The organism is Paeniroseomonas aquatica (genome assembly GCF_030409335.1).
Lineage (GTDB): Bacteria > Pseudomonadota > Alphaproteobacteria > Acetobacterales > Acetobacteraceae > Belnapia > Belnapia aquatica.
Window position 1 is genome coordinate 48,382 of record NZ_JAUFPN010000153.1, and the last position, 21,465, is coordinate 69,846.

Annotated in this window: 20 protein-coding genes; 13 read left to right on the forward strand and 7 right to left on the reverse strand. The window is 71.1% G+C overall.

Annotation, left to right across the window (positions count from 1 at the left end; genetic code table 11):
* Nucleotide 1: 1 nt before the first annotated feature.
* Nucleotides 2-358, reverse strand: coding sequence for an NADH-ubiquinone oxidoreductase subunit NDUFA12 family protein (locus QWZ14_RS15405; RefSeq protein WP_290317619.1), 357 nt, complete (start codon nt 356-358; stop codon nt 2-4).
* 184 nt (nt 359-542) lie between these two features.
* Here QWZ14_RS15405 and QWZ14_RS15410 point away from each other — a divergent pair, with 184 nt between their 5' ends.
* The 3 genes from QWZ14_RS15410 (at nt 543) to QWZ14_RS15420 (ending at nt 3,844) form a co-directional block, all read left to right on the forward strand.
* On the forward strand, nt 543-2,102 hold the full coding sequence (locus QWZ14_RS15410; RefSeq protein ID WP_290317620.1) for a TSCPD domain-containing protein: 1,560 nt from the start codon (nt 543-545) through the stop codon (nt 2,100-2,102).
* Between the two features lie 62 nt (nt 2,103-2,164).
* Nucleotides 2,165-2,629 (forward strand): RidA family protein, encoded by a 465-nt coding sequence (locus tag QWZ14_RS15415; RefSeq protein ID WP_290317887.1) that lies wholly within the window; start codon nt 2,165-2,167, stop codon nt 2,627-2,629.
* Nucleotides 2,630-2,677: 48 nt separating this feature from the next.
* The gene (locus QWZ14_RS15420; protein ID WP_290317621.1) at nt 2,678-3,844 is read left to right on the forward strand and encodes a GNAT family N-acetyltransferase; all 1,167 of its coding nucleotides are present in this window, start codon (nt 2,678-2,680) and stop codon (nt 3,842-3,844) included.
* An 11-nt stretch (nt 3,845-3,855) separates the two neighbouring features.
* On the opposite strand, the gene QWZ14_RS15425 is transcribed toward QWZ14_RS15420, so the two are convergent.
* Nucleotides 3,856-5,445 (reverse strand): ABC transporter substrate-binding protein, encoded by a 1,590-nt coding sequence (locus tag QWZ14_RS15425; RefSeq protein WP_290317622.1) that lies wholly within the window; start codon nt 5,443-5,445, stop codon nt 3,856-3,858.
* Nucleotides 5,446-5,567: 122 nt separating this feature from the next.
* On the opposite strand from QWZ14_RS15425, the gene QWZ14_RS15430 reads away from it, so the two are divergent.
* The 4 genes from QWZ14_RS15430 to QWZ14_RS15445 all read left to right on the forward strand — a co-directional run bounded on the left by QWZ14_RS15430 (nt 5,568) and on the right by QWZ14_RS15445 (nt 11,686).
* Nucleotides 5,568-6,449 (forward strand): DMT family transporter, encoded by an 882-nt coding sequence (locus QWZ14_RS15430; RefSeq protein WP_290317623.1) that lies wholly within the window; start codon nt 5,568-5,570, stop codon nt 6,447-6,449.
* Nucleotides 6,446-8,449, forward strand: a complete 2,004-nt coding sequence (locus QWZ14_RS15435) for a DNA/RNA helicase domain-containing protein (protein ID WP_290317624.1) — start codon at nt 6,446-6,448, stop codon at nt 8,447-8,449. The genes QWZ14_RS15430 and QWZ14_RS15435 overlap by 4 nt, the downstream gene beginning before the upstream one ends.
* 64 nt (nt 8,450-8,513) lie before the next feature.
* Nucleotides 8,514-10,094 (forward strand): ABC transporter substrate-binding protein, encoded by a 1,581-nt coding sequence (locus QWZ14_RS15440; RefSeq protein WP_290317625.1) that lies wholly within the window; start codon nt 8,514-8,516, stop codon nt 10,092-10,094.
* Complete coding sequence (locus QWZ14_RS15445; RefSeq protein WP_290317626.1) at nt 10,091-11,686, forward strand: M20/M25/M40 family metallo-hydrolase; 1,596 nt, start codon at nt 10,091-10,093, stop codon at nt 11,684-11,686. Before QWZ14_RS15440 ends, QWZ14_RS15445 begins: the two co-directional genes overlap by 4 nt.
* Before the next feature lie 25 nt (nt 11,687-11,711).
* Here the strand turns inward: QWZ14_RS15445 and cysK are convergent, their stop codons facing one another.
* Nucleotides 11,712-12,761: a cysteine synthase A gene (cysK, locus tag QWZ14_RS15450; protein WP_290317627.1), complete on the reverse strand. Its 1,050-nt coding sequence runs from the start codon at nt 12,759-12,761 to the stop codon at nt 11,712-11,714.
* A gap of 118 nt (nt 12,762-12,879) precedes the next feature.
* Between cysK and QWZ14_RS15455 the strand changes: the two genes are divergently transcribed.
* The gene (locus QWZ14_RS15455; protein ID WP_290317629.1) at nt 12,880-13,227 is read left to right on the forward strand and encodes a DUF962 domain-containing protein; all 348 of its coding nucleotides are present in this window, start codon (nt 12,880-12,882) and stop codon (nt 13,225-13,227) included.
* Between the two features lie 3 nt (nt 13,228-13,230).
* On the opposite strand, the gene QWZ14_RS15460 is transcribed toward QWZ14_RS15455, so the two are convergent.
* Entirely contained in the window at nt 13,231-13,701 is a 471-nt protein-coding gene (locus QWZ14_RS15460; RefSeq protein ID WP_290317630.1) for a MarR family winged helix-turn-helix transcriptional regulator, read from the reverse strand.
* 17 nt (nt 13,702-13,718) lie between these two features.
* Entirely contained in the window at nt 13,719-14,927 is a 1,209-nt protein-coding gene (locus QWZ14_RS15465; protein ID WP_290317631.1) for a CaiB/BaiF CoA transferase family protein, read from the reverse strand.
* 114 nt (nt 14,928-15,041) lie between these two features.
* Here QWZ14_RS15465 and QWZ14_RS15470 point away from each other — a divergent pair, with 114 nt between their 5' ends.
* The 5 genes from QWZ14_RS15470 to QWZ14_RS15490 are packed head-to-tail and all read left to right on the forward strand — an operon-like array spanning nt 15,042 to nt 19,203.
* Nucleotides 15,042-16,193: an acyl-CoA dehydrogenase family protein gene (locus tag QWZ14_RS15470; protein WP_290317632.1), complete on the forward strand. Its 1,152-nt coding sequence runs from the start codon at nt 15,042-15,044 to the stop codon at nt 16,191-16,193.
* A 26-nt stretch (nt 16,194-16,219) separates the two neighbouring features.
* The gene (locus tag QWZ14_RS15475; protein ID WP_290317633.1) at nt 16,220-17,404 is read left to right on the forward strand and encodes a thiolase C-terminal domain-containing protein; all 1,185 of its coding nucleotides are present in this window, start codon (nt 16,220-16,222) and stop codon (nt 17,402-17,404) included.
* The gene (locus QWZ14_RS15480; protein ID WP_290317634.1) at nt 17,401-17,844 is read left to right on the forward strand and encodes a Zn-ribbon domain-containing OB-fold protein; all 444 of its coding nucleotides are present in this window, start codon (nt 17,401-17,403) and stop codon (nt 17,842-17,844) included. Before QWZ14_RS15475 ends, QWZ14_RS15480 begins: the two co-directional genes overlap by 4 nt.
* A gap of 4 nt (nt 17,845-17,848) precedes the next feature.
* Nucleotides 17,849-18,304 (forward strand): MaoC family dehydratase, encoded by a 456-nt coding sequence (locus QWZ14_RS15485; protein ID WP_290317635.1) that lies wholly within the window; start codon nt 17,849-17,851, stop codon nt 18,302-18,304.
* Nucleotides 18,301-19,203 carry an HpcH/HpaI aldolase/citrate lyase family protein gene (locus QWZ14_RS15490; RefSeq protein WP_290317636.1) on the forward strand — a complete coding sequence of 301 codons (903 nt, stop codon included), beginning with the start codon at nt 18,301-18,303 and terminating at the stop codon, nt 19,201-19,203. The genes QWZ14_RS15485 and QWZ14_RS15490 overlap by 4 nt, the downstream gene beginning before the upstream one ends.
* Nucleotides 19,204-19,293: 90 nt before the next feature.
* Here QWZ14_RS15490 and QWZ14_RS15495 read toward each other — a convergent pair whose 3' ends face one another.
* Nucleotides 19,294-20,259 (reverse strand): Bug family tripartite tricarboxylate transporter substrate binding protein, encoded by a 966-nt coding sequence (locus QWZ14_RS15495; RefSeq protein ID WP_290317637.1) that lies wholly within the window; start codon nt 20,257-20,259, stop codon nt 19,294-19,296.
* Between the two features lie 122 nt (nt 20,260-20,381).
* Nucleotides 20,382-21,374, reverse strand: a complete 993-nt coding sequence (locus QWZ14_RS15500; RefSeq protein WP_290317638.1) for a Bug family tripartite tricarboxylate transporter substrate binding protein — start codon at nt 21,372-21,374, stop codon at nt 20,382-20,384.
* Nucleotides 21,375-21,465 lie beyond the last annotated feature (91 nt).

Below are 21,465 nucleotides of genomic sequence, written 5' to 3' on the forward strand. Positions count from 1 at the left end.
GTCAGGAGCCAGGGGTCCAGGCTTCGTAGTCGCCCCCGGTGACCCGCCGCGTACCCCCGACGTAGTCGTGCCCGGCCGGGCGGTAGGCGTGCGCCGTGCCGGTCAGGTTGGGCTGGTGGTCGAGCTGCCAGGGATACCGCTTGGTCTCCGACAGGGGCTCGGACACAGTATGGTGCAGCCAGGCATGCCACTCCGGCGGAACCACGGTTGGGTCGGTCCCCTTGGCGAAGATCGCCCAGCGGCGGGTGCGGTTGTAGATCGCCTGTTTCGCGCGGCTCTCGTAATAGACGGTGCCGAAGCGGTCGGTCCCGACCTGGCGGCCAGACAGCGGGGAGGTGAGACGAAGCAGGAAGGACATGAGGCCGGGACTACTCCAGGGGGCGCCGCAAGGCCAGAGGTTTGCGGACGGACCATCGCACAGCGGATGCTGCGGCGCAAAGCTGGCGCCTGGGGCGGCTTGTCCACAGGATGTAGTGATGAATCTGGTCTCCTGCCACCAAATACGGCTTCCCGGGCCCGCCCGGGCGCCGTAGCATCAGGGCATGGCACATATCGATCGCACGCTGTGGGACGGGGTGGCCTTGCGCCGCATGCGCGCGGGGGCCGACCCCGATGCCGCTCCACGTTCGGTGGCCTTGCCGCGCGGCTGGGATGCGGAGGCCGGTGTGGCCCTGGCCGCATTGGTCCCGGGCTCCGGGCCGGTGGCGCTGCCACGCGCGGCCGAGGCCTGGATCGGTCGGGCAGTCCGCGGCGGCCTGAAGGCCGGCATCCTGGATGAGGCCGCGGCTGCCAGCCTGGCCGAGGGGTTGCGGACCCTGCTGCTGACCCGGCGCGGCGCCCCCGGTGCCGAAGTCTGGCGGAACGACGGCAAGGCCGTGCAAGCCGAGCCGCGCTTCGTCCTGAACCTGCCCGCCTTCCTGGAGGCGGAGGGCGGCTTCGATACCCAAGGCTATGCAGAGGCCTGTGCCCTGGCCGTGACGGCACTGGATTCGTTGAGCGGCGCCAAGGCCACCCGGCTGCGGCTTGGCTTCGCCGACCTGGCCGGGCTGCTGGCCACGCTGGGCCTGGCCTATGACAGCGCCGAAGGCCGCGCCACTGCAGGCGCCATTGCCGCGCTGACCCGTGGCGCCGCGGAGGCCGAATCGGGCCGCATCGCCGGCCGCCTGGGCGCGCGCGAACCGGTGGCGCTGGTATGGCCAGCGCCACCGATGGCGACCCCGGTCTCCGGCCTGGCCGCCGCCGCGAGAGCTGCCCTGGACGCCGCGGCGCAGTCCCCGGGGGTGCGCCATCAGGCCTTGCTGGCCCTGGCCAGGCCGGATGCGGTCGAGGCGATGCTGGGTGTCGAGACCGGCGGCATCGCTCCCATGGCCGGCGCCACCCGGGCCCGGCTGACCGCCGCGGGCGAGGTCGCCGAGGTTCCGACCCGGGCGGCGCAGCGGGTGATGCAGGACTTCCCCAGCCAGGCCGGAACCTTGCTGGCCCCGGTGTCCGAACTGGCGCGGGCGGCGATGCGGGAAGCGGTCACCCACTTCCTGCATGCGGCGCCGCCGGCGCCGCTGGCCCTGCCGGCTCCGGCCCAGGCGGTGCCGAAGGTGGCGCCGACGATGCGCCGTCATGCCGGCACGACGCTGCACGTGACGGTAGGTGGCCACCGGGTGGCGCTGCGGACCGCGGAAGACGCCGAGGGCAGGCTGCTGGAGATCGCCTTCACGCTGTCCAAGGAAGGCGCGGCCTACCGCAGCCTGATGGATGGCTTCGCCCAATCCGTATCGCTGGGCCTGCAGCGGGGCGTGCCGCTGGCGGAGTATGTCGAGGCCTTCGCCTATACCCGCTTCGGCCCTGCTGGGCTGGTCGAGGGCGATCCGGCCATCCCACGGGCGACCAGCGCGCTGGACTGGGCCTTCCGTCGCCTGGCGCTGGACTACCTCGGGCGCCAGGACCTGCCGCAGCCGAGCGAGGAAGACTGCCTCCCGGACAGCGTCGGTAGCGCCGCCCAGCAGACTCCTCTGCTACCGCTGGACCTGCCGCCGCAAAGCGCCCCGGGTCGGGATACGGCAGCGAGCCCCCGTGGCCGCCGCCGTGGATTGCGCCTGGTCGGCTGATGCCCGGACATGGGTGAATGGCCCGGGGCGGCGTTCCCCGGGCCTTGGCATTTCTGGAGATGATGATGGGTAAGATCGAGGCCCGCCTGGCGGAATTGGGTATCGCGCTGCCGACCCCGGCGGCGCCGATCGCCAACTATATTCCCTTCAACGTGGTCGGAAAGCTGGTGGTCATCTCCGGCCAGATCCCGCTGAAGGACGGCAAGATCGCCTTTACCGGGAAGCTCGGTGCCGGGGTGCCCTTGTCCGAGGGCGTGGCAGCCGCGCGGCTCTGCTTCATCAACCTGGTGGCGCAGCTGAAGGCCGCGGCAGGGGACCTGGACAAGGTGGTGCGGATCGTGCGCCTCGGTGGATTCATTGCCGCGCCGGCCGAGTTCACCCAGCATGCCGTGGTCATGAACGGCGCGTCCGATTTGGCGGTGGAGATCTTCGGCGATGCCGGGCGGCATGCGCGGACCACCATCGGCGTGCCATCCCTGCCCGGGGATGCGGCGGTCGAGGTGGAGGGGATGTTCGAGCTGGCCTGATCAGGCGGGTCTTGCCCTGCCGCGTCGCAGCAGCACATGCTGCCGGTGATGCCAGACACTGCCCCGGCCCTGACCCTCAGCCTGCACCGGACGATCGCGGACCTGCCGGCAACCGACTGGGACGCCTGCGCGGGCGGCGACAACCCCTTCGTCAGCCATGCCTTCCTCGCCGCCCTCGAGGCCAGCGGCAGCGCCACCGACCGCACTGGCTGGCTGCCGCAGCATGCGGCGCTGCGGGATGCGGCCGGCGAGCTGGTGGCCTGTGCGCCCTGCTATGCCAAGACCCATAGCCAGGGCGAATACGTCTTCGACTATGGCTGGGCCGATGCCTTCGAGCGGGCGGGGGGGCAGTATTATCCCAAGCTGCAGGTCTGCGCGCCCTTCAGCCCGGTGCCCGGTCCGCGGCTGCTGGTGCGGCCGGGGTCCGGCGTCGGGCCCGGGGCATTGGGCCAGGGCCTGGTGCAGGTCTGCGAGCAGCTCGAGCTGTCCTCCGTGCATGTCACCTTCTGCGAGGCGGCGGAGTGGGAGGCCCTGGGCGAGGCGGGCTGGCTGCAGCGGATCGGCACGCAATTCCACTGGCACAACCAGGGCTACGCCAGCTTCGACGATTTCCTCGGCGCCCTGGCCTCGCGCAAGCGCAAGGCGATCCGGCGGGAACGGCGCGATGCGGCGGCCTCAGGCTTCGTGCTGAAGACCCTGCGCGGGCATGAGATCACCCCGAAGCACTGGAAGGCCTTCCACCGCTTCTACCAATCCACCACGGACAAGAAATGGGGCCGCAGCGCCTATCTCACCTCCCGCTTCTGGCCGCTGATGGGCGAGGCGCTGGGCGACCGCGTGGTGCTGATGGTGGCGGAGCAGGATGGCGAGCCGGTGGCCGGCGCCCTGAACCTGCTGGGCACCGAGGCGCTGTACGGCCGCAACTGGGGCAGCATCGTCGATGCGCCCTTCCTGCATTTCGAGCTCTGCTACTACCGCGCCATCGATTTCGCCATCGAGCACAAGCTGCCGCGGGTCGAGGCGGGCGCCCAGGGCGAGCACAAGATCCAGCGCGGCTACCTGCCCAGCCCGACCTATAGCGCGCATTGGATCGCCCATCCGGGACTGCGCCGGGCGGTCGGCGATTTCCTCGACCGCGAACGCCCGGCGATGCTGCGCGAGATGGAGGCGCTGGCGACGCTCTCGCCGTTCCGGAAGGACGGCGAGGACGCCTAGCCAATGGCTATTTAGGCCCGCTTCACGCCCCAGAAGGCCACCACCTCGGAGATCGGCTCGGTGATCGACTTCCGCCAGGCGGTGGAGGCGAAATACTGCCCGGTCGGCAGGTAGGGCGCCTCGTCGAAAACCACCTGTTGGATCTCGCCGGCGATCTTCTGCTGGGCGGCAAGGTCCGGGGCGTCGAACCAGGACAGCCGCAGCGCATCCAGCCTGGGGACCGAGGGCCAGCCGAACCAGGCCTGGGCGCCGTTGGCGCGGATGAACTGCATGACGCCGGGGTTGATGCCGTCTAGCCCGTTCCAGGTGGTGTGGAACATCGACCAGCCGCCCTTGTCCGGCGGCTCCTTGCTGGCGCGGCGCTGGACCACGGTGCCCCAGTCGGCGACGCGGAAGTCGACGGTCATGCCGAGCCGCCGCAGCAGGTCGTGGCCGACCTCCCCCAGGGCGGCCAGCGCCGGCTGGTCGCTGGCGCTCATCAGCACCACCGTCTCGCCGGCATAGCCGGCGTCGCGGATCTCCTTGGCGGAGCGCTCGATGTCGCGCGGGCCGGTGATGGCCTCCATGCCGACGGTATTGGCCAGCGGCGTGCCGGGGGTGAAGACGCCGGCCTTGTCGTTCCACAGCGAAGGGTCGGCGCCCGCCGTCGCGGTCATGAAATCGGCCTGGGACATGGCGCGCAGCACGGCGCGGCGGACTGCCGGCTTGTCGAAGGGCGGATGCAGCGTGTTGAAGATGCCGGTGCCGATGGTGCCGAGCGGGCTGCCGCGCTTGAGCTGGATGTCGCGCGAACGGCGCAGCACTGGGGCGAGGTCGTTCGGAGGGTTCTCCCACCAGTCCACCTCGTTGTTGCGGAGTGCCGCGGCGGCGGTGCCGGGGTCCGGCATGACGGTCCATTCGACCCGGTCGAAATGCGCCTGCTTCGGCCCTGCGGCCCAGTCCGCCGTGCCGCCTTCCCGCGGCCGGTAGGCGGCGTTCCGCTCATAGACCACGCGGGCGCCGACCACCCGCTCACCCCCGACGAAGCGGAAGGGGCCGGAGCCGATGGTCTCGCGGATCTGGGTATTGGCGTCGCCGGCGGCAATCCGTTCCGGCATGATGAACAGCGCGGGCGGGCCGATCTTCGCCAGCGTCTCCAGCATTGGGCCGAAGGGCTTCTGCAGCCAAATGGTGAAGCTGCGGTCGTCCGGAGCGGCCATCTCGGCGGTGCGGGCGAGCAGCACCTGGCCGAGCGCGTCGCGCTGCGCCCAGCGCCTGATTGAGGCGATGCAGTCGCGGCCGCGCACCGGCTCGCCATCGTGGAAGGCGAGGCCCTCCCGCAGCCGGAAGCGCCAGAGCAAGCCATCGGCGTCCAGCGTATGGCCCTCGACCATCTGCGGCTGCGGCTGCAGCTTGCTGTCGAGGCCATAGAGCTGGTCGTAGATCATCAGCGCGTGGTGGCGGGTGATGTAGGCGGTGGTGAAGACCGGATCGAGCACGGTCAAATCCGCCTGCGGCACGAAGCGCAGGCTGCGGGCATGGGCGGGCTGGGCGAGGGCAGGGCGCGCCAAAGGGGCGGCCATCGCCGCGGCGGCGCCGGTGAATAGGGTTCGTCGCAGCATTCGATCGGTCTCCCGGCTAGGGTATTCGACCGGCGTTCTCCGCCGGGTAAGGAAGCAGCGCGGGCTGCGGGGCGCAAGCGGCATGGTAGGGTCGGGGTTCCCCGGGAAGGACCCCTGCTGCCGTGTTGCTGGCCTATGCCCAATTATCCGCGGCGATGGCGCTGGTCGGCGCCAATGTCGCGGTCGGCAAGCTGCTGGCCGAGGCGCTGCCGGTGCCGCTCATCCTGGCACTGCGCTGCCTGCTGGCCTGCCTGGTGCTGTGGCCGCTGGCGCGGCTGATCGAGGGCCGGGTCAGGGTGGCGCCCGGGGTGCTGCGGAACCTGGCCTTGCAGGCGCTGGTGGGAACCGTGCTGTACAACGCCGGTCTGCTGGCCGGGCTGCGGCTGACCACCGCGCTCGAGGCAGGGCTGGTGCTGGCGACCCTGCCGGCGGTGGTGGCGCTGGGCAGCGCCGCCTGGCTGCGGGAGCGGCTGAGCGCCCGGCAATGGCTGGCGGCCTGCCTCGCCGCGGGGGGCATGGCGGCGCTGACCCTGGCTCGCCTCGGCGGTGGCGGCGGGGTGGGGAACCTGCTCGGCAATGCCCTGGTCTTCGGCGGGGTGCTGGGGGAGGCGGCCTATGTGCTGCTGGCCAAGCGCATCGTCGGGCGGGTGCCGGTGGTGACTGCCAGCCTGTGGATGCAGGCCTTCAGTGCGGCGATGCTGCTGCCGCTGGCGCTACTCGGACTTGGTGCATTGCCGGTGCTGGCGGATCCGGCGCTGGCGGGGCTGCTAGTCTTTCATTCCTTGACCGCAAGCGTGTTGTGCCTGCTGCTGTGGTACGCCGGGCTGCGGCGGGTGCCGGCGGGGGTGGCCGGGGTCTTCACCGCGCTGCTGCCGGCGAGTGCGGCGGCCGTGGCGGTGCTGGTGCTGGGGGAGGCATTCTCGGCGGTGCATGGGGTGGGATTCGTGCTGATGGGGGGCAGCCTGCTGCTGGCGACCTGGCCGCGGCGGGAGCGGGCGGCGTGAGGGCGTGGTTCGCCTGCTCCGGCGCCGCGCTGCTGGCCCGCGACCGCGCCGATACCGTCGGTCGCCTCGCCTCCGCGCAACAGGCGCTCGGCTTCACCGCCTCCCCGGGGCAGGAGGAAGCGTGGCAGGCCGAGGTCGCCGCCTTGCAGGAGGCGGTGCGGGAGCAGGCTGGCCAGGACTGGACCATCGCTCTGGAATTCGACCTGCTGCGGCTGGAAAAGCGCATCGATGCGGTGGTGCTGACCGACCGCGCCATCCTTTGCCTGGAGTTCAAGGCCGGCGCGCCGAGCCTCGCCATGCTGGCTGAGGCGGAGGATTACGCGCTCGACCTGCGGGACTTCCACGCCGGCAGCCGCCACCACGCGATCGTTCCCGTCTTGGTCGCCGGTACGGGCGGCTTCACGCCGCCGGCGCAGCCATGGCTCCTGCCGAAGCACCCGACCGATCCGCTGGTCTGCGGCCCCACGGCTCTGGGCGCGCTGATCGCCTGGGTGCAGGCGACGATCCCGTCGCCATCACTGCCCATCGACGGCGACGCCTGGTTGGCGGCGCCCTACAGGCCGGTGCCAAGTATCATCGAGGCGGCGACGATGCTCTATGCCCGTAACGGCGTGGCGGACATCGCCGCGGCGCGGGCCGATGCCACCAACCTGACGCGGACCGCGGCGGCGATCGCCGCGCATGTTGCGGCGGCGCGGGCAGAGGCAGCGAAGACCGTCATCTTCGTCACCGGCGTGCCGGGTGCGGGCAAGACGCTGTGCGGGCTGAACGCGGTCTTCGGCCCGGCACGGCAGGAGGGTGCGGCCTTCCTCACCGGCAACATGCCGCTGGTGGCGGTGCTGCGGGCGGCGCTGGCGCGGGATGCGGTGGCGCGCGGCGATTGCGGCCGCGACGAGGCGGAGCGGCGGGCCAGGGCCAAGCTGCAGAACGTGCATCGCTTCCTCGAGGATTGCGCGCTCGACCCGTACCGCGTGCCGCCCGAGCGGCTGATCGTCTTCGACGAGGCGCAGCGTGCCTGGGACGAGGCCAAGGCGAAGGTCGGCACGCAGAACAAGCCCTCCCGCCTGACGATGAGCGAGCCGGCGCATACGCTCGAGATCATGGGCCGGCATCAGGGCTGGGCGGTGGTCATCGCGCTGATCGGCAATGGCCAGGAAATCAATACCGGCGAGGCCGGTCTCGCCGAATGGGGCGCGGTACTGGACCGCCTGCCCGGCTGGCGGGCGGCGGCGGCGCCCCGCGTGCTGACGGCAACCGAGCCGACGCAGCGCCTCGCGCCGGCCGCGCGGGACTGGCTGCGGCTGGATGAGGGCCTCGACCTGGCCGTGCCGATGCGGAGCGTGCGCGAGAGCGTCGGCGCGGATTGGGTCGATGCGGTGCTGGCCCACGATGCCGCAGCGGCGCGCGCGGTGGCGGCGCGGGCCGGCGCCTTGCCCTACCTGGTGACGCGGGACCTGGAGGCGCTGCGGGCGGCGCTGCGGCATTACGCGCGCGGCCAGCGCCGGGCCGGGATCGTGCGCAGCGCCGGGGCACGGCGGCTGCGGGCGGAAGGCCTCGGCGTCGAGGTGCATACCAAGGATGTGCCGGACTGGTTCCTCAACCGCTGGCCAGATATCCGCGCCTCCGACGCGCTGGAGACGGCGGCGACGGAATATGCCTGCCAGGGGCTGGAGCTGGATGTGGTGGGCCTCGCCTGGGGCGGTGACTTCCTGCGGCGCGATGCGGCCTGGGCCGCCCGCAGCTTCGTCGGGCACAGGTGGCAGAACGCCAACAAGGACTACGACTTCATCCGCAACACCTACCGCGTGCTGCTGACCCGCGCCCGCTACGAGACCGTGATCTGGGTCCCCCGCGGCTCGGCGCCGGACGATGCCTTCCATGACGCCACCCGCCCGGCCGCCGAGATGGATGCGGTGGCCGCCTACCTGCTGTCCTGCGGCGCGCGGGCATTGGCGCCTTTGCCCGCACCCGTGGCGGTGCCATCGGCGCTGCTGCTGTAGCGGCACCCCGCTTGCATGCGCTGGGCCGCGCCCGCACTCTGGCGGCGCGGCAGGAGCCAAGCCCATGCAACGTCGAAACCTGATGCTGGCCGCGGGCGCGGTGCTGGCGGCGCCCGCCGCGGTACGGGCGCAATCGGCCACCACCCTGCGCTTCACCCCGCAACAGGACCTGGTGACGCTCGATCCGGTGACGACCACGGCCTATATCAGCCGCAACCACGGCTACATGGTCTTCGACACGCTCTACGGCATGGATGGCGCCTATCAGGCGACGCCGCAGATGGTCGCGGGCCATACCATCGGCGACGACGGCAAGCTCTGGACCCTGACCCTGCGCGAGGGTCTGCTGTGGCACGACGGCGAACGCGTGCTGGCGCGGGACTGCGTCGCCAGCATCCGCCGCTGGGCGAAGCGCGACCCCTTCGGCGCGACGCTGATGGAGGTGACGGACGAGCTCTCGGCACCGGATGACCAGACCATCCGCTTCCGGCTGAAGCGGCCTTTCCCGCTGCTGCCGATCGCCCTCGGCAAGGCCTCGGTCCCGGTCTGCGCGATGATGCCGGAGCGGCTGGCGAATACCGATCCCTTCCGTCAGGTGCCGGAAATGATCGGCAGCGGCCCCTTCCGCTTCGTGGCGGATGAGCGGGTGCCGGGCTCGCAGAACGTCTACCGGAAGTTCGAGCGCTACGTGCCGCGCCAGGATGGCGCGCTGTCCTGGACCTCGGGGCCGAAGGTGGTGCATTTCGACCGCGTCGAGTGGAAGACTATGCCGGACAGCGGCACCGCGACCAATGCCTTGCTGGCCGGCGAGCAGGACTGGCAGGAATATGCCTACCATAACCTGCTGCCGCTGCTGCGGCGCGCCCGCAACCTGCGGCTCCAGGTGCTGGATGCCTCTGGCTTCGTCAGCATGGTGCGGGTGAACCATCAGCAGGCCCCCTTCAACAACCCGGCCATCCGCCGCGCGCTCTGGGGCGCGATCGACCAGACCTCGATCATGCAGGCGCTGGTCGGCCCGGCCGAGACCAGCCTGTTCAACGTGCCGCTCGGCGTCTTTGGGCATGGCACGCCGATGGCCTCGGACGCCGGTCTGGAGCTGCTGACCGGGCCGCGCGACTACGCCAAGGTCAAGGCCGATCTCCAGGCCGCTGGCTACAAGGGCGAGCCGGTGCTGCTGATGATCCCCTCCACCTCCGAGCCCAATGCCGTCGCCGGCGCGGTGGTGGAGGATCAGTTCCGCCGGGCCGGGTTGAACGTCGAGAATTACACCGTCGAGTTCAATGCCATGCTGCAGCGGCGCAACCGCCGCGGCCCGGTCGCCGATGGCGGCTGGAGCGCCTTCGTCACCAACTGGGCCGGCACCGACTGGCTGAACCCGGCCGGGCATATCGCGCTGCGCGGCAACGGCGACGCGGGCTATGCCGGCTGGGCCAGCATGCCGAGGATCGAGGCGCTGCGGGAGGACTGGTTCGCCGCGCCCGACCTCGCGGCGCAGCAGGCGATCTGCCGCGACATCCAGCGCGAGGCGATGCGGGAGGTGCCCTACTACCCGCTCGGCCATTACCTGCAGCCGACCGCCTATCGCAGCAACCTGACCGGCATCCTCGACGGCTTCGCCACTTTCTGGAACGTGAGACGCACATGACCAATATCGCGCAGCGCGACACCGCGCTGGCCTGGATCGCCGCCAACGAGGGCCGGCTCTCCGCCTTCAATGCCCGCATCTGGGCGCATGCCGAGCCGGCCTGGCGGGAGTATCGTTCGGCCCGCGACTACGTGGACCTGCTGCAGGCCGAGGGCTTCACGGTCGAGGCAGGCTCGGGCGGCATGCCCACGGCCTTCGTCGCGCATTGGAGCAACGGCGCCGGGCCGACCCTCGCCGGCTTCGCCGAATACGACGCGGTGCCGGGCAACTCGCAGCAGGTGGTGCCCTATCAGGCGCCGCGCGAGGGTCTGCATCCCTATGCGGCGGGGCATACCGACCCGCATTCGGTGCTGGGCACCGCGGCGCTGGCCGCCATGCTCGGCGCCAAGGCGGCGATGCAGGCGCATGGCACCCCCGGCACGCTGAAGCTGTTCGGCGAGCCGGCGGAGAAGGTTTGCGGCTCGAAGCCCATCCATGCCGCCAAGGGCTATTACGACGGGCTGGATGCGGCGGTGGTCTGGCACCCCTGGCCCTCGAACACCGTCACCAGCGATACCCATTTCGGTGCCTATTGGAGCGCGGTGATCTCCTTCGAGGCGACCTCGCCCGAGACCTGGATCGACCCGACGCTGGTGCCAATCGAGGGCGCCCATGCCGCGGCGCGCTGCCCCGGCGCGCTCGATGCGCTGTGCCTGATGTACACCACGACGAAATATACCAAGGAGGCGATGTTCCCGCATGCCGGCTCCTGGACGCTGAACGAGTTCGTCCTCGGCGACGGCGGCGCCACCTCGGACAACCTCGCGCCGCGCTTCGCGCAGATCCAGTATTCCTGGCGGTCCTCCTCGCTCGGCATCCAGGAGCAGATCTGGCGGGTGCTGGCGAACAATGCCCGCCACGTCGCGGCGATGACCGGCTGCCGCGCCTTCGTCCGCTGGGTGACCAAGACGCGGGTCGGCGTGCCGAACCAGGCCATGACCGACCTGACCTGGAAGAACCTGCAGGCGGTCGGCGCGCCGCGCTTCCCTGAGGAGGCGCTCGAATTCGGCCGCGCCATGCAGCGGGAGTTGGGGCTGGCGCCGATGGCCGACCCCTTCATCGCCAGCGTCAGCGAACTCACCCCGCCGGAAGCCTTCGAGGCGAAGCTGCGCGCCGGCCTGCCGTCCTGGCAGAAGCATCTCAGCGCCGACGACTACGTCGAGTTCTGCTGGCATGCGCCGACGGTGCGGCTGCTGGCCGGGCGGCCGCGGCTTCGCCCGCCGACGCCGGGCTTCGCCTATCCCAACTGGACCTACAACGCCCTCGGCGGGCTGCCGGCGGCGGTCGACCCTGGGATGTTCGTCGCGGCGAAGACCATGGCGCTCACCCTGGTCGATCTGGCGACGCTGCCGGAGGTGCTGGCGGCAGCGCAGGCGGAGTTCCGGGCGCGGACCGGCGGCATCGGCGGCGAGGGCTGGGTCGGGCCGCTATTGCCGGCGGACTTCGACCCACCGGTCGACCTGCGCTGGCCGGAATACGTCAGCACCCCGCGCGGCGAGGAATGGTGCATCCCGACGCCACACCACGGGACCGGCGCCGGGGAGGCGCTGTGACCGGCAGTCCCTCCGGGGTGCGCTGTTACATCCCGGCGAAAAGCTCCGTCGAAAGATAGCGTTCGGCGAAGGAAGGCGCGATCCCGACCACCAGCCCGCCGCGCAGGGCCGGGTCGCGGGCTTCGGCCAGCGCCGCGTGCAGCATGGCGCCGGAGGAGATGCCGACCGGCAGCCCCTCCATTTGGGCGCAGCGGCGGGCGGCGGCGATCGCTTCCCGTTCCCCGACCCGCACCACGCCGTCCAGCAGGTCGAGGTCGAGCACGTTCGGCTTGAAGCCGGCGCCGATGCCCTGGATGCGGTGGGGCCCCGCCTCGTCGCCCGACAGCACCGCGCTTTCGGCCGGCTCCACGCCGATGATGCGCAGGCCGGGGCGGCGGGGCTTCAGGGCCCGGGCGATGCCGGTGAGGGTGCCGCCGGTGCCGATGCCGCCGATGATCACATCGACCTGCCCGGCGGTATCCACCCAGATCTCCTCGGCGGTGGTGGCGGCGTGGACATCCGGGTTGGCGGCGTTGTCGAACTGCTTCGGGCTCCAGGCCTCCGGCGTCGCCGCGACGATCGCCTCGGCCCGGGCGATGGCGCCGGCCATGCCGCGGCGGGAGGGGGTGAGCTCGACCTCGGCGCCCATCAGCCGGATCATCTTGCGCCGCTCGATGCTGGCGCCATCGGGCATGACGACGATCAGCCGGTAGCCCTTGGCGGCGGCGACGAAGGCCAGGGCGATGCCGGTATTGCCGGAGGTCGGCTCCACCAGGGTGGAGGTGCCGGGACGGATCAGCCCCTCGCGCTCCGCCGCCTCGACCATGGCCAGGCCGATGCGATCCTTCACCGAGCCCAGTGGGTTGAAGAACTCGAGTTTGATGGCGAGGTCGGCGACCAGGCCATCCGCCGCCTTCAGCCGTGGCAGGCGGACCAGCGGGGTCGCCCCGATCAACTCCAGCACGCTGGCGTAGATCCGGCCGCGCGGCGGCAGGGGGGCGGTCGACCCGGCGGCGTCCAGCGAGGCTGGGTCGGTGGGGGGGCTGGCGGCGCGGCGCGGGGTACGGCGGGCTCGGTTGGGGGCACCATCGGGCATGGCGCATGGGCTAACATGATTCGCCGCGCCGGATCAGGGCTGATTTCGGCCCGGGACTTGGCGCCGGCCCCGCAAATCGGCTTGGCGGCGGCGGGTTCCCCGGTCCACCCTGCGGGGTATGGACCCGGGACTGTCGAGCTTCGAGGAATTCTGGCCCAGCTACCTGCGGGAGCATGCCCGGCCGGCGACGCGCGCCGTGCATATCGGCGGCACCTGGGTCGCTGCGGCGGTGTTGCTGGCGGGCCTGGCCTTGGGTCCATGGTGGCTGCTCCTGCTGGCGCCCGTGGTCGGCTATGGCTGCGCCTGGCTGTCGCATATGCTCATCGAGCGGAACCGGCCGGCGACCTTCACCTATCCGCTCTGGTCCCTGCGCGGCGACCTGCGATTGGCCTGGATGGCGGCCACGGGTCGGCTGGGCACCGAGCTCCGCCGTCACGGGATCGCGGCAAGCCCGAACCGCCTGTGAGACTCAGCCGTCCGCGGCTTCCCCGGCGTCAGCCTCATCCCGTAGCGCCCGCCGCAGGTTGCGCTTGATGGCGGTGAGCACCTGGTCGGCGACGGCCAGCTGCTCCGGCGCCAGTCCGGCGAGCACGAGGCCGTTCAGCCGCCGCCCGACCTCGACCATGTCGCCCAGGATGCCCTGCCCTTTGGCGGTGACGAAGATGCGGTTGATCCGCCGGTCGAGCGGATCGGGCCGGCGCTCCACCAGCCCGGCCGCTTCCAGCCGGTCGAGCATGCTGCCGGTCGCCACCTTGCCCTGGCCCAGCAGCCGGGCCAGCTCCGCCTGCGCCATGCCGCCCTGGCCGTTGCGGGAGAGCTGCGCCAGCAGCCACCACTGCGCCCGGGTGACCCCCTTCGGCCGCATCTCCTGATCGAACAGGATCTGCCGCAGCCGGGACACGTCATGTACCAGGAAGCCGATGCGGAATTCGCTGCTCATGGCAGCCGGCGGCGGCATCAGCCCGCGCTGCCCCGGACCGGGCCCAGGACGCCGGCGGCGCGCAGGGCGGCGACCTCGGCCGGGGCATAGCCGTAGCTGGCCAGGACCTCGGCCGAGTGTTCGCCGAGCCGTGGCGGCGGCGTGCCCACCCGGCGTGGCCTGGCATCGAACTGGATCGGCTGAGCCATGGTCTTCAGCGGGCCGAGCGTCGGATGCTCGTAATCCAGCACGATGCCGCGGGCGGCGGTATGCGGATGGGCGAGCATCTCGGCCAGGGTATTCACCGCGGCGCAGGGGATGCCGATGTCGCCGCAGAAGGCGACCCAGGCGGCGGCGGTGCGGGTGGCGACGATCGCCTGGACCAGGGCGACGGTCTCGGCGAAGCGGGCGACGCGGTCGGCATTGGTGCGGAAGCGCGGGTCTTCCGCCAGATCGGGCCGGTCGAGGCCGGTGCAGAATTTGCGCCAGAGGTTGTCGTTGGCGATGCCGATCAGCACCGGGCCATCCACCGCCTCGAAGGCCTGGTAGGGACAGAGGGATTCATGGCCGGAGCCGAACTTCTCCGGCACCGCGCCCTTCTCCCAGAAGATCTGCGCGTTGTAGCCGAGCAGGGCGGCGGCGGTCTCGAACAGGGATACTTCAAGGCGGCAGCCCTGGCCGGTGCGGTGCCGCTCGAGCAGCGCGGCGAGGATGCCGGAGTAGGCGTTCATGCCGGTTGACTGGTCGATCGGCGAGAAGGGGCTGCGGACCGGGCCGCCGCCGCGCTCACCGGTCATCGCCATGATGCCACTGAAGGCCTGCAGGATCACGTCGTAGCCGAGCCCGCCCTGCAGCGGCCCGGTGCGGCCGAAGCCGGAGATGCTGCAATAGATCAGGCGCGGACTGGCGGCGCGCAGCGGCCCGGCGCCGATGCCAAGGCGTTCGGCCACGCCGGTCGCGTAGCTCTCGATCAGCACGTCGGCCTGGGCCGCCATGCGCTGTGCGACGGCCTGGCCCTCGGCGGTTTTCAGGTCCAACGCCAGGCTGCGCTTGTTGCGGTTGGCGCTGAGGTAGACGGCGCCTTCCTGGCCGCCCACGAAGGGAGGCCAGCCACGGGTGTCGTCGCCGCCATCCGGCGATTCGATCTTCACCACCTCGGCGCCCATGTCGCCCAGCCACTGGCCGCAGAGCGGGCCGGCGAGAACCTTCGAGAAGTCGAGGACGCGGAGGCCGGTCAGTGGCTGCATCAGCGGCGCTGCCCAAGTGCTGGAGCGAAATCCATGCTTGTCCTCCCCCGGGTTTTGCGGCACGGTCGTACACAAGCGTACCATAAGCAAGCGCATAAAATGGGAGGAAGCGGCATGTTCGACCGGCCGCGGTCCGTGTTCACCGAGGATCACGAGATCTTCCGGCAATCGGTCAGGCGCTTCGTCGAAGCCGAGCTGGTGCCGCACCACGCCGCCTGGGAGGATGCCGGGATCGTGCCGCGGTCTGCCTGGCGGGCGGCCGGCGAGGCCGGGCTGCTCTGCTGCGACGTGCCGGCCGAGTACGGCGGGCCCGGCGGCGACTATGGCCATTGCGCCGTGGTGACCGAGGAACTGGCCCGCGCCAACCTCTCCGGCCCAGGCTTCGTCATACATTCCGATATGGTGACCACCTACCTCTCGCGCTTCGGCGACGAGGAGCAGAAGCGGCGCTGGCTGCCCGGCATGTGCGACGGCACGCTGGTCGGCGCCATCGCCATGACCGAGCCGGATGCCGGCAGCGACCTGAAGGGGATCAAGACCCGGGCCGACCGCGACGGCAACGGCTACGTCCTGCGCGGGCAGAAAACCTATATCTCGAACGGCCAGAATGCCGATGTCATCATCGTCGCCGCCAAGACCGATGCGGCGGCCGGCGCGCATGGGATCAGCCTGCTGGTGGTCGAGGCCGACAGCGCCGGCTTCCGCCGCGGGCGCAACCTGAAGAAGCTCGGGATGCATGCGCAGGATACCTCGGAGCTGTTCTTCGACGAGGTGCATGTCCCGGCCGGGCACCGGCTCGGCGCCGAGGGCCAGGGCTTTCCGATGCTGATGACCAACCTGGCGCGGGAGCGGCTGGTGCAGGCGGTGCGCAGCAGCATGGTCTGCGAGACGGTGATCGGCTGGACGGTGCAGCATACCCGCGACCGCAAGGCCTTCGGCCGCACCATCGCGGATTTCCAGAACACCCGCTTCGTGCTGGCGGAGCTGGCGGCCCGGACCGCTGCGGCGCGCGCCATGACCGATGGCTACATCGCGCTGCAGATGCAGGGCAAGCTCGACCCGATCGAGGCCGGCATGGCCAAGCTGTTCTGCACCGACCTGCACTGGGACGTGGTCGATTGCTGCCTGCAGCTGTTCGGCGGTTCCGGCTACATGCAGGAGATGCCGATCGCCCGGGCCTGGGCGGATGCGCGGATCACCCGCATCGCCGGCGGCGCCGCCGAAGTGATGAAGGACATCATCGGCCGCCGCCTCTACGCGAACTGAACAACCAGAGGGGGGATCACGCGCGGATGACCGAGCGCACATTGCGGGGCAAGGTCGCCATCGCCGGGGTAGGCGAGACCACCTACTACAAGCACGGCCGATCGCCCGACGCCGAGTTCAAGCTGGCGCTGCAGGCGATCATCGCGGCCTGCCGGGATGCCGGCGTCGACCCGCAGGATGTCGACGGCTTCGCCTCCTACGGCAATGACCGCTCCGATGCGCCGCGGCTGGCGGCGGCGCTGGGGATCCGGGAGCTGCGCTTCTCCAACATGCATTGGGGCGGTGGCGGTGGCGGCGTGGCGGCGGCGGTGGCCAATGCCGGCGCGGCGGTGCATTCCGGCATGGCGCACTGCGTGATCGCCTTCCGCTCGCTCGCGCAGGGCCAGTTCGCCCGCTACGGCCGTGGGGCGCAGCAGGCGGCCGCCGCCGGCGACGATGCCTTCCTCGCGCCCTACGGGCTGATGTCACCAGCCCAGCGCTTCGCCATGAAAATCACCCGCTACATGACCGAGCACGGCATCCGCCATGAGGCGCTGCGGGCGATCGCCCTGACCTCCTATGCCCATGCACAGACCAATCCGCGCGCGGTCATGGCCGGCCGCCCGCTGGATGCGGCGAAGTACGATGCCTCCCGCTGGATCATCGAGCCGTTCCACCGGCTGTTCGACTGCTGCATGGAGAACGACGGCGCCGGGGCGGTGCTGGTGGTGCCGGCGGAGCGGGCCAGGGACATGCCGCACAAGCCCACCTATTTGCTGGGCGCGGCGCAGGGCGGGCACCACCGCAGCGCGGCGCCGGTGCACAATGCGCCGGACTATGCCTCGGCGCATTTCCCGACCGTGGCGCGCAACCTCTGGGACATGGCGCAGCTCGGCCCGAAGGACGTGGACGTGCTGCAGGCCTACGAGAATTTCACCGGTGGCGTGCTGCTCGGGATGCTGGAGCACGGCATGGTCAGGCCGGAGGAGGCTAATGAATTTCTTGTCCCGGAGAACCTGCGCTTCGACGGCGGCAAGCTGCCGCTCAACACCAGCGGCGGCAACCTGGCCGAATGCTACATGCACGGCCTCGAGATGGTGAACGAGGCGGTGCGGCAGCTCCGCGGCGATGCCTGCAACCAGGTGAAGGACCCGCAGGTGGCGATGGTCATCGGCGGGCCGATGGTGACGCCGGTCAGCAGCCTGATCCTTGGCACGGAGGCAACCCTGTGAGCAAGCCCGCCTACGCCCTGCCGGAAGGCCTGCCCACCCCGGCCCAGGAACCCGTGGCCCTGCCCTATTGGGAAGGCACCCGGGCCGGCAAGCTGGTGATCCAGAAATGCCGCGGCTGCGGCAAGCATCAGTGGGGGCCGGAATGGGTCTGCCATGCCTGCCATTCCTTCGACCTGGGCTGGGAGGAGGTGGCGCCGCGCGGCCGCATCTACAGCTGGCAGCGCCCGCACCATCCGGTCCATCCGGCGCTGGAGGGGCATGGGCCCTACATCATCGTCCTGGTCGAATTGCCCGGTGCGGGGAACGTCCGCATGGTCGGCAACCTGCTGGGCGATCCCGCGCAGGCGGTGACGATCGGCGCCGAGGTGGAGGCGGTGTTCGAGCCGCACGACACCGCGACGCCGCCCTATACCCTGGTGCAATGGCGCGTGGTGGGCTGAGGCGATGTCAGGACTGTACTTCGAGGAATTCGAGATCGGCCAGCTGTTCCAGCACCGGATGCGGCGGACCATCACCGAGGCGGACAACGTCTTCTTCTCGGCGCTGACCCATAACCCGGCGGCGCTGCACCTTGACGAGGAATATTGCCGGACCGAGACCGAGTTCGGCCAGCGCATCGTGAATAGCGCCTTCACCCTGGGGCTGATGGTCGGCATCACCGTGGGCGACACGACGCTTGGCACCACGGTCGCCAACCTCGGCTGGGACGAGGTGCGCTTCCCCAAGCCGCTGTTCCACGGCGACACCATCCGGGTCGAGACCGAGGTGCTGTCGAAGCGGCCGAGCAAATCGCGGCCAGGGCAGGGGATCGTCGAATTCCTGCACCGGGCCTTCAACCAGAAGGGCGAGCTGGTGGCGCATTGCAAGCGTTCCGGCCTCATGCTGGGAAAGCCGGCATGAGCCTGCCGATCCGGTCCTGGCTCTTCGTGCCGGGCGACAGCGAACGCAAGCTGGCCAAGGGCCGCGACAGCGGCGCCGACGCGCTGATCCTCGACCTCGAGGATTCGGTGGCCCCCGCGCGCAAGCCGGCGGCGCGGGAGATGGTACCTGACTACCTGCGCGCCCATGCGGAACGGCGGCCGCAGCTCTGGGTGCGGATCAACCCGATCGACGAGGGCGGCCTCGCCGATGCCGCGGCGGTGGTGCGCGCGGCACCCGATGGGCTGGTGGTGCCCAAGGTGAACGGGCCGGACGACCTGCTGCGGGTCTCCCACTGGCTGGATGCGCTGGAGGCGCGGGACGGCCTGCCGCCGGGGCGCATCCGCCTCCTGGCGGTGGCGACCGAGACCGCCGCCGCCGTGTTGCGGCTGCCGGAGTATGCGCGCACGCCGGTGCCGCGGCTGGCGGCCCTGACCTGGGGGCAGGAGGATCTGCCGGCGGCGATCGGCGCGACCGGCAACCTCGATGCCTCCGGCGGCTTCGCGCTGACCTATCGCTACGCGCGCTCCGCCTGCCTGCTTGCCGCCGTCGCGGCGGGCGCCCAGCCGGTGGATACGCTGGAGCAGGATTTCCGCGACGATGCGGCCCTGCGCCTGGCCTGCACGGCGGCCCGACGGGAGGGGTTCACCGGCAAGATCGCCATCCATCCGGCCCAGGTCGCCGCCATCAACGAAGGCTTCCGGCCGACTGCCGAGGAAGTCGCCTTCGCCCGCCGTGTGGTCGATGCCTTCGCCGCCAACCCAGGCATCGGCACGGTGGGGATGGAGGGACGGATGCTCGACATGCCGCACCTGCGCCAAGCGCAACGGGTGCTGGCGGCCGATGCCGCCTTCGGCGGTCATGGCATGCCGTCCGCCTGAGCCCCTTCAGCGACGTGCAGCTTGCCGCGCAATCCCCCCCCCCGACCGGGATCGGGCCATGCCGCGGCAGGCTGGCCGGATCAGCCGTCCTCAGTTCGGCAGGGCGCCGGAGGCGCGTACCAGTTCCGCGACGCGCGGCAGTTCCGCCGCCTGGAAGGTGGCGAACTCCTCCGCCGTGCTGCCGACCGGTTCATAGCCGAGCTGGATCAGCTTCTCGCGGGTGTCCGGCTGGGCCACGGCGGTGGCGATCTCGGTCGAAAGGCGGGCGATGACCGGGGCCGGGGTGCCGGCCGGGGCGAAGACGCCGAGCCAGCTGCCGAAGGCGTAGCCGGGCAGTTCCTGTCCGATGGTCGGCGTATCCGGCATCTGTGGCGACCGCTCCGGCCGGCTGAGGCCGAGCGCCCGCACCTGGCCGGCCCGAACCTGCTGCAGCGCCTCAACCACCGGGGAGAAGATCAGGTCGATGCGCCCGGCCACGAGTTCCGACATGGCCGGTGCCCCGCCGCGGAAGGCGACCTGGGTGAAGCGGACCCCGGCCTGCTGCTCGAACAGCACCGCGGCGAAGTGCTGCGAGGTGCCGGAGCCCCCCGTGCCGCAATTCAGGCCGCCGGGCCGGGACTTCGCCAGGGCGATCAGCTCCGCCACGCTGCGGGCCGGGACGGCCGGATGCACCACCAGCAGCACTGGGCTGAGCACCACCAGTGAGACCGGGGCGAAGTCCCGCGCGACGTGGAAGGGCAGGTTGCTGAACAGCGCCTGGTTGACCGCATGGGTGCCCATCGAGCCCATGACCAGCGTATAGCCATCGGGCTGGGCCCGCGCCGCGGCTTCCGAGGCGATGTTGCCGCCGGCACCGGTGCGGTTCTCCACCAGCACGGATTGGCCGAGCGCGGGGGTGATCGCCTGGGCGATGATCCGGGCGGTGGTATCCGTGCTGCCGCCGGCGGCAAAGCCGACGAGCAAGCGGACCGGCCGATCCGGGGACCAGGGCGGGGTCTGGGCGCGGGTGGCGAAGGGCAGCGCGAGAAGCGCCGGCAGCAGGCTGCGGCGATACATCCTGGATCCTCCCTTTGGCCAGGGCGTGCGCTGCCTCCGGCCTTGTTGTCGCGGTCGCTGTCGCGCCGCGAGGGGGCATCCTCGGCCGGTGGCGCGGCCGGTGTCGAGCAAAACGCGTCGGCTCAGAAATCCGCCTTGATGCCGGCCTGTTTGATGATGGCACCCCACTTCGCCTGTTCCCGGGCGAGGTAGGCGTCGCCCTCGGCCGGGGTGTTCACCACCAGGGCGAAGCCGAGCTCGGCGAGGCGCGGCTGCAGCGCCGGCTCCCGCGCCGCCTTGGCCAGGGCGTCGCGCAGCCGGGCGATGGGGGCGTCGGGCGTCGCCTTGGGAGCCGAGAGCATGGTCCAGGTATAGACGTCGTAGTCCTTCAGCCGCGGGTCGCTCTCGGCCATGGTCGGCACCTCGGGAAAGGCGGCGAGGCGGTCCTGCACCAGGGAAGCAAGCGGGCGGACGGTGCCGGCGCGGATATGCGGCGCGGCGCCGGGCAGGTCGGCGAAGACCATCTGGACATTGCCGGCGAGCAGGTCCGCCATGGCCGGGCCGGTGCCGCGATAGGCGACATGGGTCATGCCTGTGCCGGTCATCAGCCGGTAGAGCTCCCCGCCCAGGTGCAGCGGCGTGCCGTTGCCGGCCGAGCCGTAGTTCAGCTTCCCCGCATGGGCGGCGGCATAGGCGTGGAATTCGGCGATGGTCCGGGCCGGGAAATCAGCGCGGACCACGAGGATATAGGGGACGGTCGCCAGCAACGAGACGACGCGGAAGGAGGCGGCGCTGTCGAAGGGCACCGGGTCCATGGTCAGCGGCGCCATCATGAAGCTGATGCTGCCCATGAGCACGGTATAGCCATCCGGCTTCGCGGTCAGGACGCTGCGGGTGCCGATGGTGCTGCCGGCGCCGGCCCGGTTCTCGACCACCACGGTCTGGCCGAGCGCGGCCGACATGCCCGGGGCGATGAGCCGGGCGGCGATATCCGGCGAGCCGCCGGGCGCGAAAGGCACCACCATGGTCACGGGCCGGTCGGGGTAGGTTCCGCCCTGGGCGCGGGCGAAGCTCGGCAACAGCAAGGGCGCGGCAAGAAGGGCGCGGCGTGTCGGAGCGGCGTGGGCGGCGGCCATGGGCGTTTCCTCGGCTTTGGCGGAAGCATGCCATGCGGTGCCGCTCCTCCCCAAGCCTGAGTGGCCCCAACCGAGGGTGGATGATACACTG